Origin of the sequence: Mesorhizobium sp. AD1-1 (assembly GCF_020164655.1) — a bacterium.
GTDB classification, from domain to species: Bacteria; Pseudomonadota; Alphaproteobacteria; order Rhizobiales; family Rhizobiaceae; genus Mesorhizobium; species Mesorhizobium ciceri.
Genome location: NZ_JAIUGP010000004.1, coordinates 111736 through 131607 on the forward strand (window position 1 = coordinate 111736; position 19872 = coordinate 131607).

12 protein-coding genes are annotated in these 19872 nt (G+C 63.0%); 4 read left to right on the plus strand and 8 right to left on the minus strand.

Annotated elements, in window-relative coordinates:
- The first annotated feature begins 68 nt into the window (after positions 1-68).
- Entirely contained in the window at positions 69-2438 is a 2370-nt protein-coding gene (locus LB519_RS10245; protein WP_224619764.1) for a DUF1989 domain-containing protein, read from the plus strand.
- A gap of 390 nt (positions 2439-2828) precedes the next feature.
- Positions 2829-4538, plus strand: a complete 1710-nt coding sequence (locus LB519_RS10250) for an APC family permease (RefSeq protein ID WP_013532912.1) — start codon at positions 2829-2831, stop codon at positions 4536-4538.
- 68 nt (positions 4539-4606) lie between these two features.
- Here the strand turns inward: LB519_RS10250 and LB519_RS10255 are convergent, their stop codons facing one another.
- From LB519_RS10255 to LB519_RS10270, 4 genes are all read right to left on the minus strand, one after another.
- Complete coding sequence (locus LB519_RS10255; protein WP_013532913.1) at positions 4607-7753, minus strand: efflux RND transporter permease subunit; 3147 nt, start codon at positions 7751-7753, stop codon at positions 4607-4609.
- Positions 7754-7952: 199 nt separating this feature from the next.
- Positions 7953-9104, minus strand: coding sequence for an efflux RND transporter periplasmic adaptor subunit (locus LB519_RS10260; protein ID WP_013532914.1), 1152 nt, complete (start codon positions 9102-9104; stop codon positions 7953-7955).
- 56 nt (positions 9105-9160) lie between these two features.
- Complete coding sequence (locus LB519_RS10265; RefSeq protein WP_013532915.1) at positions 9161-9766, minus strand: TetR family transcriptional regulator; 606 nt, start codon at positions 9764-9766, stop codon at positions 9161-9163.
- A gap of 455 nt (positions 9767-10221) precedes the next feature.
- Positions 10222-11862: an acyl-CoA synthetase gene (locus LB519_RS10270; RefSeq protein ID WP_224619766.1), complete on the minus strand. Its 1641-nt coding sequence runs from the start codon at positions 11860-11862 to the stop codon at positions 10222-10224.
- Between the two features lie 191 nt (positions 11863-12053).
- Here LB519_RS10270 and LB519_RS10275 point away from each other — a divergent pair, with 191 nt between their 5' ends.
- Both LB519_RS10275 and LB519_RS10280 read left to right on the plus strand, forming a co-directional pair.
- Positions 12054-13019: a sugar-binding transcriptional regulator gene (locus LB519_RS10275; protein ID WP_013532917.1), complete on the plus strand. Its 966-nt coding sequence runs from the start codon at positions 12054-12056 to the stop codon at positions 13017-13019.
- A 91-nt stretch (positions 13020-13110) separates the two neighbouring features.
- On the plus strand, positions 13111-15165 hold the full coding sequence (locus LB519_RS10280) for a bifunctional aldolase/short-chain dehydrogenase (RefSeq protein ID WP_024502581.1): 2055 nt from the start codon (positions 13111-13113) through the stop codon (positions 15163-15165).
- A gap of 53 nt (positions 15166-15218) precedes the next feature.
- Here the strand turns inward: LB519_RS10280 and LB519_RS10285 are convergent, their stop codons facing one another.
- The 4 genes from LB519_RS10285 to LB519_RS10300 form a co-directional block, all read right to left on the minus strand.
- Positions 15219-16064 carry an acyl-CoA thioester hydrolase/BAAT C-terminal domain-containing protein gene (locus LB519_RS10285; RefSeq protein WP_224619768.1) on the minus strand — a complete coding sequence of 282 codons (846 nt, stop codon included), beginning with the start codon at positions 16062-16064 and terminating at the stop codon, positions 15219-15221.
- A gap of 101 nt (positions 16065-16165) precedes the next feature.
- Positions 16166-17218 carry a substrate-binding domain-containing protein gene (locus tag LB519_RS10290; RefSeq protein ID WP_013532920.1) on the minus strand — a complete coding sequence of 351 codons (1053 nt, stop codon included), beginning with the start codon at positions 17216-17218 and terminating at the stop codon, positions 16166-16168.
- Positions 17219-17269: 51 nt separating this feature from the next.
- On the minus strand, positions 17270-18265 hold the full coding sequence (locus LB519_RS10295) for an ABC transporter permease (RefSeq protein ID WP_224619770.1): 996 nt from the start codon (positions 18263-18265) through the stop codon (positions 17270-17272).
- Positions 18266-18344: 79 nt separating this feature from the next.
- Positions 18345-19856, minus strand: a complete 1512-nt coding sequence (locus LB519_RS10300) for a sugar ABC transporter ATP-binding protein (protein ID WP_013532922.1) — start codon at positions 19854-19856, stop codon at positions 18345-18347.
- Positions 19857-19872 lie beyond the last annotated feature (16 nt).

Below are 19872 nucleotides of genomic sequence, written 5' to 3' on the forward strand. Positions count from 1 at the left end.
ACTGCTATTCTTGCTGCTAAAATAATTTCACGCACAGGCAAACTTGTTTCTCGAACCGCAAGGCTGAGATGAGCCAGTCGCCCTACCCCGCAATTGCCGCCGGACCGCCCAAGCCTAGCCTCATCCTGAGGCCCGGCCAGATCGCGCTGCCGCCGGGCATGGAGCGTTATACGATCCAGGGCAACGGCGCGGTGCTGATCGACATCGAGGCCGGCGACGCAATCACCGTGCGCAATGTCGAAGGCGGCCAGGCCTGCGAACTTCTGGCCTGGGACAGGACCGGCGCGACCGATCCCGGCATTTTTGGTGAAGCATCGAACAGCAACGCTGCCGGCATCAAAGCGCTGCTCATAGAGGGCGACGACAGTCTCGCATCCCTGCGGAGCGGGCTCGCCCGCCGGCAGGTGCAGCTTGACCACGCCAAGGCGGTGCGGGTGTTCGGCGTCACGACACCGGCCGGCACCGAGCAGGCTTTCACCGTCGCACGCGATGGTGCGGTGCTGATTGCCGCCCCCGGCGGGCCGATGCTGGTCGATGGCCATGACACGGCTACACCGCTGACCGTCTTCGTTCGCCGCGCCACGATCCGCCCGGCGGCGAAATCGCTATTGGCTGATCCGCTTGCCGACCCGGTGCTCGATTTGCGCGTCCATTCGGCGACCGCGGAGGCCTATTTCGTTGGGGCTGGCGACTATCTGCAGATCATCGATGTCGACGGGCGCCAATGCACCGATTTCCAGTGCTTTTCGGCGCGCAAGCTGGACAGGGGACTGGATCATCCGCTCGACGTGACGACGACGCGCACGCTCATGGGTGCGAGCTACCCGATGCCCGGCCTGCATTCCAAATACTATGACCAGGACATGGAGCCGCTGGTCGAGGTGGTGCAGGACACATGCGGCCGGCACGACGCCTTCGCGCTCGCCTGCGCCGCCAAATATTACGACGACATCGGCTATCCCGGACACACCAACTGTTCGGAGAATTTCAACGGCGCTCTGGCCGGCAAGGGCGTCAATCCCCGCGCGGGCTGGATGGCGATCAACTTCTTCTTCAACACGGCGATCGACGCGCATGGCGTCATGGTGTCCGACGAGCCGTGGTCGCGGGCGGGCGACTATGTGCTGCTCAGGGCGCTCACCGACATCGTTTGCGTTTCCTCCGCCTGCCCCGACGACACGACGCCGGCCAATGGCTGGAACCCGACCGACATCCATGTGCGGACCTATTCCGGCCAGCACAAATTCTCGCGAGCGATCGCCAGACGCATGACGCCCGATTCGGAACCGAAAATGACCCGCGAGACCGCTTTTCATTCGAGCTTTGCCAAGCACACCCGCAACTTTCAGGAGTACAAGGGCTATTGGCTCGCCAATTCCTTCGCCAAGGACGGGCCGATCGCCGAATACTGGGCCTGCCGCCAAGACGCGGTGATCATGGACCTGTCGCCGCTGCGCAAGTTCGAGGTCACCGGCCCGGATTCCGAAGCGCTGCTGCAATACACGCTGACCCGCGACGTCAAGAAGCTCGGCGTTGGCCAGGTGGTCTATTCGGCCATGTGCTACGAGCATGGCGGCATGATTGATGACGGCACCCTGCTGCGGCTGGGCAAGGACAATTTCCGCTGGATCGGCGGCGACGATCTGTCTGGCGAGTGGCTGCGCGAGACGGCGACAAAACTCGGCCTCAATGTCCTTGTGCGTTCCTCCACCGACCAGATGCACAATGTCGCCGTGCAGGGACCGAAGAGCCGCGACATCCTCAGGGAGGTGATCTGGACCTCGCCGCTGCAGCCGTCGATCGACGAACTCGATTGGTTCCGCTTCGCCGTCGCCCGCATTGGTGGCGGCAACGGCATTCCGGTCGTCGTCTCGCGCACCGGCTATACCGGCGAGCTCGGCTACGAGATCTGGTGCCATCCGCGCGACGCCGAAAAAGTCTTCGACGCCATCTGGGAAGCCGGCCAGCCTCACGGGCTGAAGCCGATGGGACTGCAGGCGCTGGACATGGTGCGCATCGAGGCCGGGTTGATCTTCGCCGGATACGAATTTTCCGACCAGACCGATCCGTTCGAGGCCGGCATCGGCTTCACCGTGCCGCTGAAGAGCAAGACCGACGATTTCGTCGGCCGCGAGGCGCTGATCCGCCGCAAGGAGCACCCGCAGACGAAGCTGGTCGGTCTCGACATCGACGCCAATGTCGACGTCGGCCATGGCGATTGCGTGCATGTCGGCCGTGCCCAGATCGGCGTGGTCACGTCAGGCATGCGCTCGCCGGTGCTGAACAAGACCATCGCGCTGGCCAGGCTCGATGTCACCCATTCGGCTGTCGGTACCGAGGTCGAGATCGGCAAGCTCGACGGCCATGCCAAGCGGCTGCCGGCGCGAGTCGTCGCCTTCGCCCACTACGATCCGCAAAAGACCAAACCGCGTTCCTGACGGCCCTTCCCTCCCAAGACAGTGAGGCCGTGCTGCAGTTCGTGATAGGAATTTTTTCTTGACCTGCTGAGGGCAGCTATGCTACATATTCGTCCATGGTGCTGATTTGCGCCGCGACCCGCCTCCGGCGGGTTTTTCGCTTCCTGACCCTTGGTCCTTTTCCGAACAATCCCACCGCGGCAGTGTGAAGCCGACATGTTTCGCAAGCGTGATGTGCACGGCGCGACAAATCGCTTGACCTGAAAGCGCGCCGGATCAATCTTCACTGTTAAGAAAAAAATGCGACTGAGTGGAAACACCGACAGCCGCCCAAAGCATGCGTCGATGATGAAGCCTCGCGAAGTCGCGGCCGTCACGAACGGGGAACATCAAAATGGGGAACAAAGACATATGAGCACGATAACGACTGTCCTGGAGCCGCTTGCCGAAGGCAAGTTGCACCGAAATATCGACTGGCGCGGCGCCTTCTGGGTGGCGAGCGGCGTGCCGGCCCTGGTCCTGTTCTCGATCGGCGGCATTGCCGGCACGACCGGCACGCTGGCCTTCGCGATCTGGATCTTCTCCATGATCATGGGCTTCCTGCAATCCTTCACCTATGCCGAAATCGCCGGCCTGTTTCCGAACAAGTCGGGCGGCGCGTCGATCTACGGCGCCACCGCCTGGCTGCGCTATTCCAAGTTCATCGCGCCGCTGTCTGTCTGGTGCAACTGGTTCGCCTGGTCGCCGGTGCTGTCGCTCGGCTGCTCGATCGCCGCCGCCTACATCCTCAATGCGCTGGCGCCAGTGCCGCTGTTCACCGAAACCTCACCCGATGTCGTCGCCTATATCGCCGCGCATGCCGGGACGAGTGCCGCCGACGCCATCACAGCGGTGACCGCGGCGGCGACGCCGGCAATCCGCAACTGGACGCTTTACAGCCACACGCTGGGACCGGTCTCGTTCACCTTCAACGCGACCTTCTTCATCGGCGCAGTGCTGATGCTGATCATCTTTGCGATCCAGCATCGCGGCATTCTCGGCACCGCCAATGTGCAGAAATATATCGGCCTCTTGGTCATCATCCCGATGCTGATCGTCGGCGTGGTGCCGATCGTCACCGGCCAGATCAACTGGGCGAATTTTTCGCCGCTGGTGCCGCTGGCCGCAGCCTACGCGCCCGAGCCCGGTGCCTGGAACATCGCCGGCTGGACGCTGGTGCTTGGTGGTATGTTCATCGCCGCCTGGTCGACCTACGGCTTCGAGACCGCCGTCTGCTACACATCCGAGTTCAAGAACCCCGGCACCGACACGTTCAAGGCGATTTTCTATTCCGGCCTTCTGTGCATGCTGCTGTTCATCCTGGTGCCGTTCACCTTCCAGGGCGTGCTTGGCCTCAACGGTATGCTGGCGACGCCGATCGTCGACGGCTCCGGGGTCGCCGACGCGCTGGCCGGCATGGTCGGCGGCGGCGCGCTAGTCCACAGCCTGTTGGTGATGCTGATGATCCTGGCGCTGGTGCTGTGCATCATGACGGCCATGGCCGGCTCTTCGCGTACGCTCTACCAGGGCTCGGTCGACGGCTGGCTGCCGCGCTATCTCAGCCATGTCAACGAACATGGTGCGCCGACACGGGCAATGTGGACCGATCTCGTCTTCAATCTGATCGTGCTGGCCATCGCCTCGGCCGACGCGACGAGCTTCTTCTTCATCCTCGCCGTGTCGAATTGCGGTTACATCATCTTCAACTTCCTCAACCTCAACGCCGGCTGGATCCACCGCATCGACAACGGCCATATCGCACGGCCCTGGAAGGCGCCGAGCTGGCTGCTCGGGATCGGGGCGATCTTCGCCTATGTCAACGCGATCTTCATGGGCGCCGGTGCCAAGGTATGGAACCCGATGGCGCTGTGGGCCGGCCTGATCACGGCAGCGCTGATCATCCCGGTGTTCTGCTTCCGACACTACATTCAGGACAAGGGCAAGTTCCCCGACCACATGCTGGCCGATCTCGGCATGACGGGGGCCGACCTCTCGGTCAAAAAGGCGGGCATGCTGCCCTATCTGACGCTGGTCGCCGGCGTGGTGGTGATGCTGCTCGCCAACTGGTTCTTCGTCATCTGACCTCATAAAAATAAAAAGGATCGGGCGCGCGTCGGCGCGCCCGATCCTTTTCGACTGGCGCGATCGATCTATTCGGCGGCCAGCGCCAGTTGCGGCTTTTCGGCTTCCTGGCTCAGTTCCAGATCGTCCGTCCGTCCCTCCGCCCCGCGCTTCTTCGGCTCCCGGCCGAAGAACAGGGCGTAACCGGCCGGCAGGACCAGGATGGTCAGCACCGTGGCAACCAGAATGCCGCCCATCATGGCGTAGGCGAGCGGACCCCAGAAGACGCCGCGCGAGATCGGGATCAGCGCCAGCACCGCCGTCAGCGCCGTCAGCGTGATCGGCCGGAAACGGCGAACGGCCGAACCGATGATGGCCTCGTAGCGGTCCATGCCCGCGGCGATGTCCTGGTCGATCTGGTCGACCAGGATGATCGAGTTGCGCATGATGATGCCGAGCAGCGCGATGACGCCGAGAATGGCGACGAAGCCGAACGGCGCACCGCTGATCAGGAGCGCCGCGGCAGCACCGATAATGCCAAGCGGACCGGTCGCCAGCACCAGCATCGCCTTGCCGAAGTTCTGCAGCTGGATCATCAAAAGCACGACAATGACGGCCAGCATGATCGGTGCCTTGGCGGCGATCGAAGCCTGGCTTTCCGCCGAATCCTCCGCACCGCCCTGGATTTCGATCTTGTAACCGGGCGCCAGACCCGCACGCAGGTCCTTCATGTCGTTGTACATCTTGGTGACGACGTCGTTGGACTGCACGCCGTCGGGCAAGGTGGCGCGCACGCTGATGGTCGGCAGGCGGTCGCGGCGCCATTCGATGCCTTGCTCCAGCACCGGCACCACCTTGGCCACCTGCGACAGCGGCACGAATCCGCCGAAGTCGGTCGGGATATAGACCGAGTCGACCGAGGACAGCAGGCTGCGGCTGGCATTCGGCTCGCGGGCGACGATGGACACCGTCTCCTCGCCGTCGCGGAAGTCGTCGAGCGGCGCGCCGGACATCGTCGCCTGCAGCATCTGGCGGATGCGCTGCGAGGTGACGCCGAGTGCGCGGGCACGATCCTGGTCGATGACCAGCTTCATCGCCGGAACCGGCTCCAGCCAGTCATCATGCACGGCGCCAAGCAGCGGATCTTCACGGAACTTTGCCTTCACCTGGTCGGCGATGCGGCGCACCTCCTGGCGATCCGGCCCCATGACGCGCATCTGCACCGGCCAGCCGGTCGGCGGACCGAGGAACAGACGATCGACCTTGGCACGGATGGACGGGAAGTCTTGCGCCAGGACGGTGCGCAACTTGACGATCAGACGCTCGCGAGCCGGTTCGTCATTGGCCATGACGAGCAACTGGGCAAAGTTGGGGTTGCTCAGCTGCTGGTCGAGCGGCAGGAAGAAGCGCGGCGCGCCCTCGCCGATATAGGTGGCGATGAAACGCTTGTCCTTGTCGTCCATCATCTTGGTCTCGAGCGCCTTGGCCTGCGCCTCGACTTCCTTGATGCTGGTGCCTTCCGGCAGCCAAAGGTCGACGAGGATTTCCGGCCGCGACGATTGCGGGAAGAAGTTCTGCGGAATGAACTGGAAAGCCCATAGGCTGGTGCCGAAGGTGACCAGCGTCATCACCAGGACGATGATGCGATGGCGCACGGCCCAGCTGACGGTGGCACGAAGCCGGCGGTAGAAACGCGTGTCGAAGACATCGTGATGGCTGCCGGCATGCTTGCGCTGCTTGAGGATCATGTTGCCGAGCCATGGCGTGAAATAGACCGCGACGAACCAGGAGACGATCAGCGCGATGCCGACGACATAGAACAGCGTGCGGACATATTCGCCGGCGGTCGAGGCCGCGAAGCCGACCGGAATAAAGCCGGCCGTGGTGATCAGCGTGCCGGTCAGCATCGGGAAGGCGGTCGAGGAATAGGCGAAGCTCGCCGCCTCGACCTTGACCATTCCCTCCTCCAGCTTGCGCTCCATCATCTCGACGACGATCATCGCGTCGTCGACCAGAAGACCGAGCGCGATGATCAGCGCGCCGAGCGAGATGCGCTGCAGGTCGATGCCGAGCTCGTACATGATGGCGAAGGTCGCGGCCAGCACCAGCGGGATGGCGATGGCGATGACCAGGCCGGAACGCCAACCGATCGACAGGAACGAGACGACGAGCACGATCAGCAACGCTTCGCCAAGCGCATGCATGAACTCCGCCACCGCATCGGTGACGACGCCCGGCTGGTCGGAGATCTGGTCGACGGCAACGCCGTAGGGCAGCGCCTCTTCGAAACGCTTGTAGGTGGCCTCGACATCCTTGCCGACATCGGTAACCTTGAAGCCCTTGGCCATGACGACGCCCAACTGCACGCTGTCGTGACCGTTGAAGCGGTACTTTCGCTGGAACGGATCCTGCAACCCCGAACTCACCGTGGCGATGTCGCCCAGCCTCGTGACCTGACCGCCGGCGCGCAGGCGCAGGTTCCTGATATCCTCGACCTTGCCGACATCGCCCTCGACGGAAATGCGCACCGAGTTGGTGCCGGTATCGACGGAGCCGGCCGGGTCGACATTGTTCTGTCCCTTGATCGCATTCTGCAGATCGGTCAGCGTCAGGCCGCGTTCGGCCAGGGCCTTGGACGAGACGTCGATGTAGAGCTTTTCAGGCTGGTCGCCGATGATGACGGCCTTCTCGACGCCGGGCGTCGTCAAAAGCATGTCGCGCGCCTGGATGGCGAACTTCTTCAGCTCGGGATAGCTGAAGCCGTCGCCGCTGATCGAATGCAGGGTGATGAAGGTGTCGCCGAATTCGTCGTTGAAATAGGGGCCGAGCAGACCTTGCGGCAAGTCACCGGCAATGTCACCGACCTTCTTGCGCACCTGGTAGAAGGCGTCGGTCACCTCGGCGGTGTTGGTGTCGCCCTTGATCTGCACGGTGATGATGGCGCTGCCGGCGCGGGTGAAGGAGCGCACGAAATCGAGATGCGGCGTCTCCTGCAGCTTGCGTTCGATCTTGTTGACGACCTGGTCTTCCATCTCCTGGATCGAGGAGCCCGGCCAGATCGCCTGGACGACCATGACCCGGAAGGTGAAATCGGGATCTTCCTTCTGGCCCATGCGCATCAGGCCGAGCGCGCCGGAAATGATGATCAGGCCGAACAGGAACCGCGCAATGGCGGGATGGCCGATTGCCCAGCGCGACAGGTTGAAGGGCCGCTTCTCTTCCGTGGAATTGGTCATCGACGCTGGTCCATCTATCTAGCGCAACAAAATCGAGGGTTCGTAGTGGCTTCCGGGCGGCAAGGCTCTCCCAGCGGAGAAGCACTCATCGCGGTGGGACGCGAAATCGATGTGGGGGTTACATCAATCGAGCGTCTCGGTCGGGCGCCTGCCGCCCGGAAACCAGCGGCTGCGGGAACGCGCAGCCGGTTGTCTGTCGTCAGCGCACCTGCTTGGCGTCGCCGTCCGCCGCGGATGCCGATTGCAGCGCCGTATCACCGGCGAGCTTCACCTTGAGGTTCTCGGTCATGAATTGCGTGCCGGCGGCGACCACGACATCGCCGGGTTTCAAACCCTCCGCGACACGCACGCCATCGGCGGCGAACTCGGCAACCTTGATCGGACGAGCATGAACGGTGTCGGCGCCACGATCGACGGTCCAGACGATCGATTGGGTGCCTTGCTCGGCCAGTGCGCTCAGGGGGATCGAGACCAGCTGCCGCTCATTGGCCGCCGTGGCTTCGATGCTGGCGGTCATGCCGAGCAGCACACGCGGATCGTTGGGCAGGCTGACGCGGACGGCAAAGGTGCGTGATTGCGGATCGGCGCTGCCGGCGACTTCGCGGACCTTGCCGTCGAGCGCCAGCGCATCGTCCGACCAGAAGCCCGCCTTGACCGCCTTGCCCGGCTTGAATTCGGCGATTTCCATTTCGGGGACGGCGATCAGCACTTCCTTTTCGCCGTCGACAGCGACAGTGACAACCGGCGTGCCGGAACCGACCACCTGGCCAACGTCGGCGCTGACCGTGGTGACGATGCCATCCCTGTCGGCCTTGAGATCGGTATAACCGACCTGGTTCTTCGCCTGAGCCAGTGTCGAAAGGGCGGAATCACGGGTGGCGACCGCTTGGTCATAGGTCAAGGTCGCCTGTTCGAGCTGTGATTTCGGGGCAAAATTCTTGGCAAAAAGCTGCTCGGCACGCTTGCGGGCGAGTTCCACGGTCTCGACCTGCCGCTCGGCGGCATCGAGCGCTGCCTGCGCGCTCTTGACCGAAAGGTCGTAGTCAATGGGATCGATGCGGGCGAGCACATCGCCCGAGGCCACATGCTGGCCGATATCGACGAGGCGCTCGGTGATCTTGCCATTGACGCGGAATGCCAGAGCGCTCTCGGTGCGGGCCCTCACCGACCCGGAATAGGAGAGCGTGCGGGTGTCATGTACCTTCGCGATCTCGACAACCTTGACCGGGCGGATGATATCCTTGACTTCGGCTTTTTCCTGGCTGCAGCCGGCAAGCCCGAGAGTGGCGGTGACAAGCAGCACCGGGCCTACAGCGGGCAACCTGCCGATGATTGAACTGAACGAAGACACGCGCGTACTCCCGAAATGGAGATGAATCGTTGAAACCGGCGCCCGACGGGCGGAGGCTACTTCAAGGCCTTGATTGCATAGTCGACGAGGTCGTCAGGCATTGCCCGGTTGGTCTTGGCAAGGCATTGCGCCACCATCTGCGGATGACACAGGATGACGGTCGCGGCGCCGAAACAGCGAGACGCGATAACCGGATCCTGTTTTCTGAACTCACCGGCCTCGATCCCGTCACGAATGATTTCCGCGAACAGGTCGTGAATGCTGTCGACATGCTTGTCGATCACACCCCAATCCCGTTCGAGGGCGACGATGACCATCTCGTGGACCTTCTGGTCGTCGAGCATGACCTCCATCGTCATCTTGTATTGCGCATGCACGTAGCGCCGGAGCCGCTCCTCGGCGCTGATCGGCAGGCGCGAAATCTCGTAGGCCATCTTGTAGCTGGCGCCGAGCATCCGGCCGCAGACGGCCTGGTGGATTTCGACCTTGGAGGCGAAGAAACGGTAGATGTTGGCCGGCGACATGCCGAGCTCACGCGCAATGTCGGCGACATTGGTCTTGCCGTAGCCATAGTGCCGGAACAGGCGCTCGGCGCAATCGAGAATGCGCGTTACATTTTCCTGTCGGGCGGCTTCGGCGACTATGGTGGCGGCTTCGGACATGATCCTCTATCGATTTACGAGTGACGAATTTTGATTTTCATCACTCGTAAATCGAAAAGAAGGACCTGTCAATGCGGATTCGGTATACACGTACGAATGGTGACAGATGGTGACAGTGAGAAGGTGGAATCGACGATCGCCGTTAGCGGCTGGCCCTGATGAATTCGTCATCCTAGGGCGAAGCAAGGAGCGAAGCGACGCGGCGCAGACCCTAGGATCCATGCCGCGACGTTGGTCAAAGAGTGCGACGGATCAACAGGTTTACACCGGTCAGCGAGCTGTAGCCTGCAGCCGCCATTCTCGACTGTCGGAGCTCGGCCGCAAGGTCACGGCATGGATCCCTGGGGCTGCGGAGCAGCTCCAGGGGTTTCCGCGACGTCGCTTCGCGACTGCTATACCCTAGGATGACGAAGCCCGCGACAAATTGTCGAGGCGAAGCATGGGTGGCGATGCAGCTAAGCCCCCTTGGCCATCTCGCGTAGCCGGAATTTCTGGATCTTGCCGGTCGAGGTTTTCGGGATTTCGGCGAAGATGACCGCCTTCGGCACTTTGAACCGGGCAAGCAGCGCGCGGCAGTGATCGATGATCTCGGCTTCGGTCGCGAGCTTGCCGGGTTTCAGCTCGACATAGGCAACAGGCACTTCGCCCCATTTGTCGTCGGGCCTGGCGACGACGCCGCAAGAGCCAACCGACGGGTGCTTGTAGAGCGCGTCCTCGACCTCGATAGAGGAAATGTTCTCGCCACCGGAGATGATGATGTCCTTGGAGCGGTCCTTGAGCTGGATGTAGCCATCGGGGTGCATGACGCCGAGATCGCCGGAATGGAACCAGCCGCCGGCGAAGGCTTCGTCGCTCGCCTTGCGGTTTTTCAGGTAGCCTTTCATGACGATGTTGCCGCGGAACATGACCTCGCCGATTGTCTCGCCGTCGGCCGGTGTCGTCCGCATCGTCTCGGGGTCCATGACCGTCAGGCCTTCGAGCGCTGCATAGCGCACGCCCTGCCGCGCCTTCCTGGCGCTGCGCTCGCCCTTTTCGAGATCATCCCAGGCGCCGTGCCATTCGTTGACGACCGCCGGGCCATAGGTCTCGGTCAGGCCGTAGAGATGGGTGACGGCAAAGCCGGCATCCGCCATCCCCGACAGCACGGCTTCCGGCGGGGGTGCTGCAGCCGTGTTGAAAGTGACCGTCTGCGGAAATGCGCGCTTGTCCTCGTCCCTGGCATTGATCAGCACCGACATGACGACCGGCGCGCCGCACAGATGGGTGACGCCCTGATCGGCGATCGCATCGTAGATCGGCTTCGGCCGCACCCAGCGCAGACAGACATGGGTGCCGGCCTGGACGGCGAGCGTCCAAGGAAAGCACCAGCCATTGCAGTGGAACATCGGCAGCGTCCACAAATAGACCGCGTGCTTGGCCATGCCGGCATGGATGGTGTTGGTGTAGGCCATCAGGGCCGCACCGCGATGGTGGTAGACGACGCCCTTCGGATTGCCCGTCGTTCCGGACGTGTAGTTGAGCGAAATCGCATCCCACTCGTCGTCGGGCATCGACCAGGCGAAGTCCGCGTCGCCGCCTGCGACAAATGCCTCATAGTCCAGTGAGCCTACCCGCTCGCCCTTTGGGTACGGCGCGTCGGCGGCGTATTCGGGATCGTCATAGTCGATGACCAGCGGCTTGACCCTGGCCAGTTCCAGGGCCTGCTTGACGACGCCGGAGAATTCGCGGTCGACGATCAGCACCTTGGTCTCGGCATGATCGAGTTGGAAGGCGATGACCGCCGCATCGAGGCGGGTGTTGAGCGAATGCAGCACCGCCTTGGTCATCGGCACGCCGAAATGCGCCTCCAGCATCGGCGGCGTGTTTGACAGCATGACGGTGACGGTGTCGCCCTTGCCGATGCCGCGCTTCTGAAGGGCCGAGGCAAGCTTCAGCGACCGCTGCCAGAAAGTGCGATAGTCGATGCGCTGGCGGCCATGGATGATGGCGATATGGTCGGGATAGGTCTTGGCCGCGCGCTCCAGATAGGTGAGCGGCGTCAGCGGCTGATGGTTGGCCGCGTTCTTGTCGAGATCCTGTTCGTAAGGATTGCCCATCCCATGCTCCCCCGCGATTTTCTTTCAGACGTTCTAATCACAGGCTCGGGCCGCGTCACCACAAACGATGCCACGACGGAGCGCATTCGGCACAATGATGAACCAGATTCGGCGCAAGCGGGAGCATCGCAGACCTCTGCCCAGTTTGACTTTTGTCGAGAGCCGTGAATAATGTCAGCTGAGGAGACGGCATGGCGATCCGACCGGCAGAACAACTCATCCACAAGGCCGCCTGGCTCTACTATGCCCATGGCCTGCGGCAGGACCAGGTGGCGAGCCAGCTTAACATTTCCCGTGCCTCGGTCGCCATGTACCTGCGCAAGGCGCGCGAGACCGGCATCGTCAACATCTCGACTTCGACCCAGCTTTTCACCGACGACGTGCTGGCGCGCAAGCTCGAGGATGCGCTGAGCCTCGACGCCGTCTGGATCGCGCCGGAGAATGATCATATTGCCGACCCGTCGACGGAAATCGCCGTGCTGGCGGCGAGCGTCTTTCTCGAACTGGTCAAGAAGGGCGACCGCATCGGCGTCGCCTGGGGCCGCACCGTCTATATGATTGCCGACGTCATGTCCTATGCCGATCTGCAGGATGTCACGGTGGTGCAGCTCTGCGGCAATCTCGGCGCGCCCTATTCCTATCGCCCCGACCAATGCACTATGGAAATCGCGCGGCGGCTCAACGCCAAAGGGCTCAATTTCTACGCGCCGCTGGTGCTGTCTACGGAAGAACTTGCGCGTGCGCTGCGTGCCGAGCCGGTGATCCGGGAACAATTGTCGGGTGTCGGCGAATGCGACCTGGCGTTATACTCGGTCGGCGCGGTCGACGCCGACAGCCATCTGGTCAAATGCGGCGCGCTGACGCCAAGTGAAATGGCGGATCTGCGCAGCCAAGGCGCTGCCGGCGTGATTGCCGGGCAGATCATAGACGCCGAGGGCAAGGTGCTCGACTGCAGTTATAACAGGCGGGTGATCTCCGCCGAGCTTGCATCGCTGCGCGCCATCGCCAGGCGGTTGGTGGTGGTGCAGGAGGACAGCAAGTTCGAACCGCTGCTCGCGGCGATCGCCGGCGGCCTTTGCACGCATCTGGTGGTCGGCGCGCACATGGCGCAGCGGCTCCTGGATCATGCTGCTGCCACGACAGAAAAGGCCTCCTAGGAAATCCCCTCTCCGTCGCCGGCGCATTGTCATCAAAGCGTCGCGGCATTCCTGTTTCACCATCAAAGACAAACAACCGGACGAAGCGAACATGAAGAATTTGTGGAATGACGAAGCAGCCGAAAAACTCGTCGCCGACTACGCGAAAAAGGGTGTCGGCCGCGACCTGGCGCTGCGCGTCTACACGACCCGGCTGCTCGGCGGCGAACCACGGCTGGTCCTGCATGGCGGCGGCAACACTTCTTGCAAGACGACGGCAACCGACCTCGTCGGCGACCAATGGGACGTGCTGTGCGTCAAGGGCAGCGGCTGGGACATGGGCGTCATCGAGCCGCAGGGCCTGCCGGCGGTCAAGCTCAAGCCGCTGCTCAAGGCGCGCGCGCTGAACAGGCTGGCCGACGAGGACATGGTTGCCCTGCAACGCGTCAACCTCATCGATCCGTCCTCGCCCAACCCGTCGGTCGAGACGTTGCTGCATGCCTTCCTGCCGCACAAATTCGTCGACCACACGCACTCGACCGCCATTCTCGCCATCGTCGACCAGGAGGACTCCAAGCCGCTGGTGAAGACGGTTTTCGGCAGCAAGATGGGTTACGTGCCTTACATCATGCCCGGCTTCGACCTCGCCAAGGCGGCTGCCGACATCTTCGACGCCGATCCTGACGTCGAGGGCCTGATCCTCGACAAGCATGGCATCTTCACCTTCGGCGACGATGCGAAGCAGGCCTACGACCGGATGATCCATTATGTGAACGTCGCCGAGGACTATATTGCCGCAAGCGGCAAGCCGAAGGCGGCAAAGGCAGCCTTGCCGGCAAAGCTCGCGACGCCGGCGTCGATCGCGCCGATGCTGCGCGGCGCGGTGGCGGTAGCGCGCGGCGAAGGCCGCTTCGACCGAATGGTCAGCGATTTCCGCACTTCGCCGGCAATTGTCGATTTCATCAATTCAGCCGAGATCGCCGATTATGCCGGGCGCGGCGTCTCGACGCCCGATCTGTCGATCCGCATCAAGACCGGGCCGATGGCGCTGCCGGCGCCCGACGCGGACAAGGCCGGCGACTACAAGGCGGTGATCAAGAGCCATGTCGACGCGTTCGCCAAGGATTATCGCGCCTATTTCGAAACCAACGATGCGCTCGACGACGTCAAGCGCACCATGCTCGACCAGATGCCGCGGCTGACGCTGGTGCCCGGCCTCGGCATGTTCGGCCACGGCCGCACCCTGAAGGACGCGAAGATCGCGTCGGATGTCGGTGAGATGTGGATCGAGGCAGTGCGTGGCGCCGAGGCCGTCGGCCGGTTCCATCCGCTTTCCAAGGCCGACCTGTTCCCGCTCGAATACTGGTCGCTGGAACAGGCCAAGCTCGCCTCCAACAAGCCGAAGCCGCTGACCGGCCAGGTGGTGCTGATCACCGGCGGTGCCGGCGCGATCGGTGCAGCGACGGCAAAGCTGTTCGCCGACAATGGCGCCCATGCCGTCGTCGTCGATCTCGACGCCGAAAAAGCCGCCGATGCAGCGAAGAAAGCCGGCAACAATTCGATCGGCGTCGCCGCAGACATCACCGACCCGGCACAGGTGCGTGCCGCCTTCGACAAAGCGGTCGCCGTGTTCGGTGGCGTCGACATCCTGGTGTCCAATGCAGGGGCTGCCTGGGAAGGCCGCATCGGCGAGCTCGACGATGCGCTTTTGCGCAAGAGTTTCGAGCTCAATTTCTTCGCCCACCAGTCGGTGGCGCAGAACGCCGTGCGCATCATGCTCGAACAGGGCACCGGCGGCGTGCTTCTGTTCAACACCTCCAAGCAGGCGGTCAACCCTGGCCCGAAGTTCGGCGCCTATGGCGTGCCGAAGGCGGCGACGCTGTTCCTGTCCAGGCAGTACGCGCTCGACTATGGCGCGCATGGCATCCGCTCGAACGCCGTCAACGCCGACCGTATCCGCTCGGGCCTCTTGACCGACGCCATGATCGCCAGCCGCTCAGGCGCGCGCGGCGTGTCGGAGAAGGACTACATGTCCGGCAATCTGCTCGGCCAGGAAGTGACGGCGCAGGACGTGGCGCAGGCCTTCCTGCATCATGCGCTGGCCGACCGCACCACCGCCGACGTGACGACCGTCGACGGCGGCAATATCGCGGCAGCGCTGCGGTAGGGAAAACCGGCCGAGACTGACGCAAAACAGGCGAAAGTATTCGGGATCTGCAGCTACAGCAGTTCTCGGATGCCTTCCCACGCCATTCTGCCCAACCGTGATTCGGCCTCGTCATTGCCGCCATGTGCATGCAATGTCGAGCGTGGTGTGTTCTCGCCAGGCAAGAGAATGCGATGCCCCGCATCCGGCGATGACACGAGATGTGTGATCTTGCCTGCTTCGCTGCGCCGCCGAACAATCTCTGTCGCGAACCATAGGGAGGGCCACAGCGCATCGTCGCCGCCTGCGACCAGCAGGATCTCGGCCGATGCGGTCTCAACGGGGATGGTCGCCGCAGCCGCTTCCTGCCTGGAGGTTTTCAAGCAATGTTCGAAGAGTCCCCTGTAGGATACCAAGCCATCCACGTATTCTGGTGTCCAGTTTGGATCCGTCGGCACAAACGGCAGGGGGATTCCGTCGAGCGACCATGAGGATCGTTCAGGCCAGCTGACGCCATCCCGGCCAGCACCAATATTTCCCCAAATCACCGATGACGGGCTGATGGCGACCACAGCGTCGATGCGCGGGTCATGGACCGCCGCAAGCAGTGAGGCCTCGGCACCCTTGGATGTGCCGACATAGACGATGCGGTGGCATCCTGTTTCAAGGAGACAATCGGTTGCCGCGAAGAAGGTTTCGAGGGGAATTTCGCATATTCCGGGAGGCTGGCCCTCACCGCCGAACCATTGCAGGGCCAAAGCCGACGAGCCCTCGTTTGCAAAGAGCCGTGCGCGCCCGACATCGACGCGGCCACTCGACCCACCCAGCACCACGACACCCGTGGTGGCCTGCGGGCATCGAAACAAGGTTCCGGCGACGGCGCCGGACAGGTTTTCCTCGATTGCCGCCTGAGCTTCCATATACGCACCGAACCTTGGGCCGGAGCCTGGCGCCGGCTGCAGATATTCAGCAAAAAGGCCGCCTGCAGCAAGCGGCTGCAGGCGGCCTTCGATAGCGAAAGTTACTTGGCGTTCGGGTTCGGCATCCAGGCCGGCATCGCGACATCGGCGTGGGCGAACTGCGGCAGCTTGGCCGACAGGTCCTCCATGTTCTTGATGTCCTTGTCGATGAGGTCCTTCTGGGTGATCAGTGTCGGCGGCACGACGACGTTGTGGCCGGGGTCTTCACCGGCCAGCAACTGTGCCAGCGCACGCACCGAGACCTGGCCGACGACGGCCGGATTGGTCGCGGCGGTCGCAGCCCAGGCGCTGTCGGGCTCGCGCATCGCAGCGATGTCCGAGGTCGAAATGTCGGCCGAATAGATCTTGATGCCCTTGTTCAAGCCCGCTTCGTCGACAGCGATCTTCACGCCCTTGGCGAATTCGTCATAGGGAGCGAACATCACCTTGATGTCGGGATGCGCCGTCAGCACCGAACGCGCCTGGTTGGCGACGGAGTTGGCGATCGGATTGTCGAGCGTGCCGAACATCGCGACTTCCTTGATGCCGGCATATTTCTTCTTGACGTCAACCCAGGTCTCGTTGCGGCGGTCGAGCGGCGCGATGCCGGCGACATAGACATAGCCGGCATTCCAGCTTTCGCCATTGTCCTTGACCGCCTGCTCGAGCGCGAGGCGGGCCAGGTCGCGATCGGACTGTTCGATCTGCGGGATCTTGGGGTTTTCGACATTGACGTCGAAGGCCACAACCTTGATGCCGGCGTCGACCGCACGCTGCGCGGCGTCCTTCATCGATTCGGTCAGGCCGTGCTGGATGATGATACCCTGCACGCCGAGCGCGATGGCCTGATCGACCATGTCGGACTGAAGAGCCGCATCCTGGCGGCTGTCGAGGACGCGCAGGTCGATGCCGAGCGCCTTCGACTGCGCCTCGACGCCCGAGAGATAGGCCTGGAAGAAGTCGCCGGTCGAGAGATAGCGCACCAGCGCGATCTTGACGCCGGGCTTGTCGAAGGGCGCCGGCTTGTCCGCGGCAAAAGCCGGAAACTGCATCAGCATGGTTGCGCCGGCCAATCCGAGCGCCACCTTCCCCAGAAGTCTTCTTGTAATGCTCACTTTGTTTTCCTCCACTCTTGTTGAACTCGAAAATCCTGTTCCGGTCGAAAGCTATCTCCTGCCCCTGCCCGAAAGCGCAAAGGTGAAGACAAGGGCGACGACCAGAACCACGCCCTTGATGAAATCCTGCGTGTAGTAAGGCGCGTTCATCATCGTCAGGCCTTGCAGCAAGATGCCGACGAACAGCGCGCCGATGGCGGTGCCGAACGCATTCGGCTTGGCGGCACCCAGCACCGCGTAGCCGATCAGCGCCGCGGCAACCGCATCGAGCAGCAGATTATTACCCGAGGCGATGTCGCCGCGTCCAAGCCGGGCAGCGAGCAAAATGCCGCCGATCGAGGCAAAAACACCTGAAATGACGTAAGCCCAGATCTTGTATGCCTTGACAGGCGCACCGGCGAGTTCGGCGGCGCGCTCATTGCTGCCGACGGCATACATCATGCGGCCGAAACGGGTGTATTCGAGGAAGAACCAGATCAGCACGGCGAGCACGAGCAGCACCACCACCGACACTGGAATGAGGTTCGGGATGAAGAAGTCGAAGCGGTGGCGGCCGAGCGCCATGAAGGCGTCGGAGAATTTGCCGTTGGCGACCGAACCGTCCGGCATGGTCATGCCGGTGGCGATCGAGCGGCCTTCGGTTGGAATGCGCTGCAGGCCGACGAGCAGGAACATCATGCCGAGCGTCGCCAGCAGATCGGGCACACGCATGTAGACGATCAGCCAGCCATTGATCAGGCCGACGATGGCGCCGATGAGCAGGCAGACGACGACCGCGACAAGGGCGTTCTGCTCCAGCACCACCATGACATAGGCGGCCGCCATCATGGCTGAGGTGGCGACCGAGCCGATCGACAGATCAAAACCTCCGACGACCAGCGTGGCGGTGACGCCGAGCGCCAGCACGCCGGTGATGGCGACCGACTGGAAGATGAAAACCGCACTTTGCGGCGAAACGAAACCGTCGGCGGCGATCGAGAAATAGGCGACGAGCCCGAACAAGAGCACGATGAAGCCGTAGCGGATGGCGTGGTCGCGCAATGTCATTCGGCGCTCCCGCGCGCTGCTGCCGTTTTTAGCCAATCCGAACCCATGTTCTTTCCATTCCCATTCCTAACGCCCGTGCTCAGGCGGCACTGTGCAGCGGCCCGCCGGCGACCTCGGCCAACAGGCGGTCGAGATCGACATCGGCATTGCGGTGCTCGCCGACGATGGTCTGTTCCGACATGACCAGGATGCGATCGGCGGTCTCCAGCGCCTCGTCGAGTTCGGTGACGAACAGCAGCGTGGCGCGTCCGTTTGCACTGGCCCTGAGCTTGGCGGCGATGTCGCGCCGGGCGGAAATATCGACGCCCTGAAACGGCTCGTCCAGAATGAACAGTCTCGCATGCTGGGCCATCCAGCGGGCGACCATCACCTTCTGCTGGTTGCCGCCGGAGAGCTCCGACATCTCGTCCTTCTCGGAGCGGCAGACGATGCCCAGCTCCTCGATCTGCCGGCGCGCCGTGGCGCGTTCCAGACGGCGCTTGAGAACAGCGAAACGTGACATGCGCTTGTGAAACGGCAGGCTGATATTTTCCTGGATGTTGAAGCCGCCGACGATGCCGTTCTCGCCGCGGTCCTTGGCAACGAGGAACACGCCGGCGGCGATCGCCTCGCCGGCTGTTTCAGGAGCATAAGGCCTGCCGTTCAGCGTCATTGTGCCGGCCAGCGGCTGGCGCACGCCAAACAGCGTCTCGGCAAGCGCCGTCTTGCCGACGCCGACGAGGCCGGTGATGGCAACGACCTCACCGTCGCCGAGCGTCAGCGAGATCGGCCGCGCGCCTTGTGCGATGCGCAGACCGTCTATCTTGAAGACGGCATTGGCTGAATCCCTGACAACAATCCGGTCGAGATGGATCTTGCGGCCGAGCATGGCGTTGACCGCGCCTTCATAGTCGAGCGGTTTCTTGTCGAAAATGCCTGAGATGATCCCGTCCCGCATCGATACGATGCGGTCGGCCAGCCGCCTTATGTCCGACATACGGTGCGAGATGTAGAGGATGGCCACGCCTTGCTCGCGCAGCCTGTCGATCAGGGCAAACAGCCGATCAGCCTCGGCGCTGGAGAGCGATGAGGTCGGCTCGTCGAGGATCAGCACTTTCGGCTTGTGCGCCAGCGCGCGGGCAATCGCCACCATCTGGCGATCGGCCAGCGAAAGATCACTCACCCGCGCCTTCAAATCGATGGCCAGCCCCATGCGGTCGGCAACCGCCTTGGCCTCTCGCCGCACGCGCATTGGATTGAACAGGGTCGGCGCACCGCTGCCGCTCAGCCGGTCCAGCGTCAGGTTGGTGGCGACGTCGAGATCGGCAACGACACCGTCATTGATGTTCTGGTGCACGGTGACGACGCCGGCGCGGATCGCCTCGGCCGGGGTTTTCGGCGCGAAATCCTGGTCGGCGAGCACCATCGTCCCGCCGCCGCGTTCGTAGACACCAGAGATGATCTTGACGAGGGTGGATTTGCCGGCGCCGTTGGCGCCCATCAGCACGGTCACTTCACCGGCATGCAGTTCCAGCGAGACGCCGCCAAGCACCTCGTTATGGCCAAAGGATTTCCTCAGTCCCTCTACGCGGAACACGGCATTGCCGACCATGCGTTCCTCCCTGACA

Bases quoted from the DNA above. Each gene is read 5' to 3' on its own strand.
- LB519_RS10275 (WP_013532917.1), top strand. From the start codon at position 12,054: ATGGCGATCCGACCGGCAGAACAACTCATCCACAAGGCCGCCTGGCTC.
- LB519_RS10295 (WP_224619770.1), bottom strand. From the start codon at position 18,265: ATGACATTGCGCGACCACGCCATCCGCTACGGCTTCATCGTGCTCTTG.
- LB519_RS10250 (WP_013532912.1), top strand. From the start codon at position 2,829: ATGAGCACGATAACGACTGTCCTGGAGCCGCTTGCCGAAGGCAAGTTG.
- LB519_RS10270 (WP_224619766.1), bottom strand. From the start codon at position 11,862: ATGGGCAATCCTTACGAACAGGATCTCGACAAGAACGCGGCCAACCAT.
- LB519_RS10255 (WP_013532913.1), bottom strand. From the start codon at position 7,753: ATGACCAATTCCACGGAAGAGAAGCGGCCCTTCAACCTGTCGCGCTGG.
- LB519_RS10265 (WP_013532915.1), bottom strand. From the start codon at position 9,766: ATGTCCGAAGCCGCCACCATAGTCGCCGAAGCCGCCCGACAGGAAAAT.
- LB519_RS10245 (WP_224619764.1), top strand. From the start codon at position 69: ATGAGCCAGTCGCCCTACCCCGCAATTGCCGCCGGACCGCCCAAGCCT.
- LB519_RS10280 (WP_024502581.1), top strand. From the start codon at position 13,111: ATGAAGAATTTGTGGAATGACGAAGCAGCCGAAAAACTCGTCGCCGAC.
- LB519_RS10300 (WP_013532922.1), bottom strand. From the start codon at position 19,856: ATGGTCGGCAATGCCGTGTTCCGCGTAGAGGGACTGAGGAAATCCTTT.
- LB519_RS10285 (WP_224619768.1), bottom strand. From the start codon at position 16,064: ATGGAAGCTCAGGCGGCAATCGAGGAAAACCTGTCCGGCGCCGTCGCC.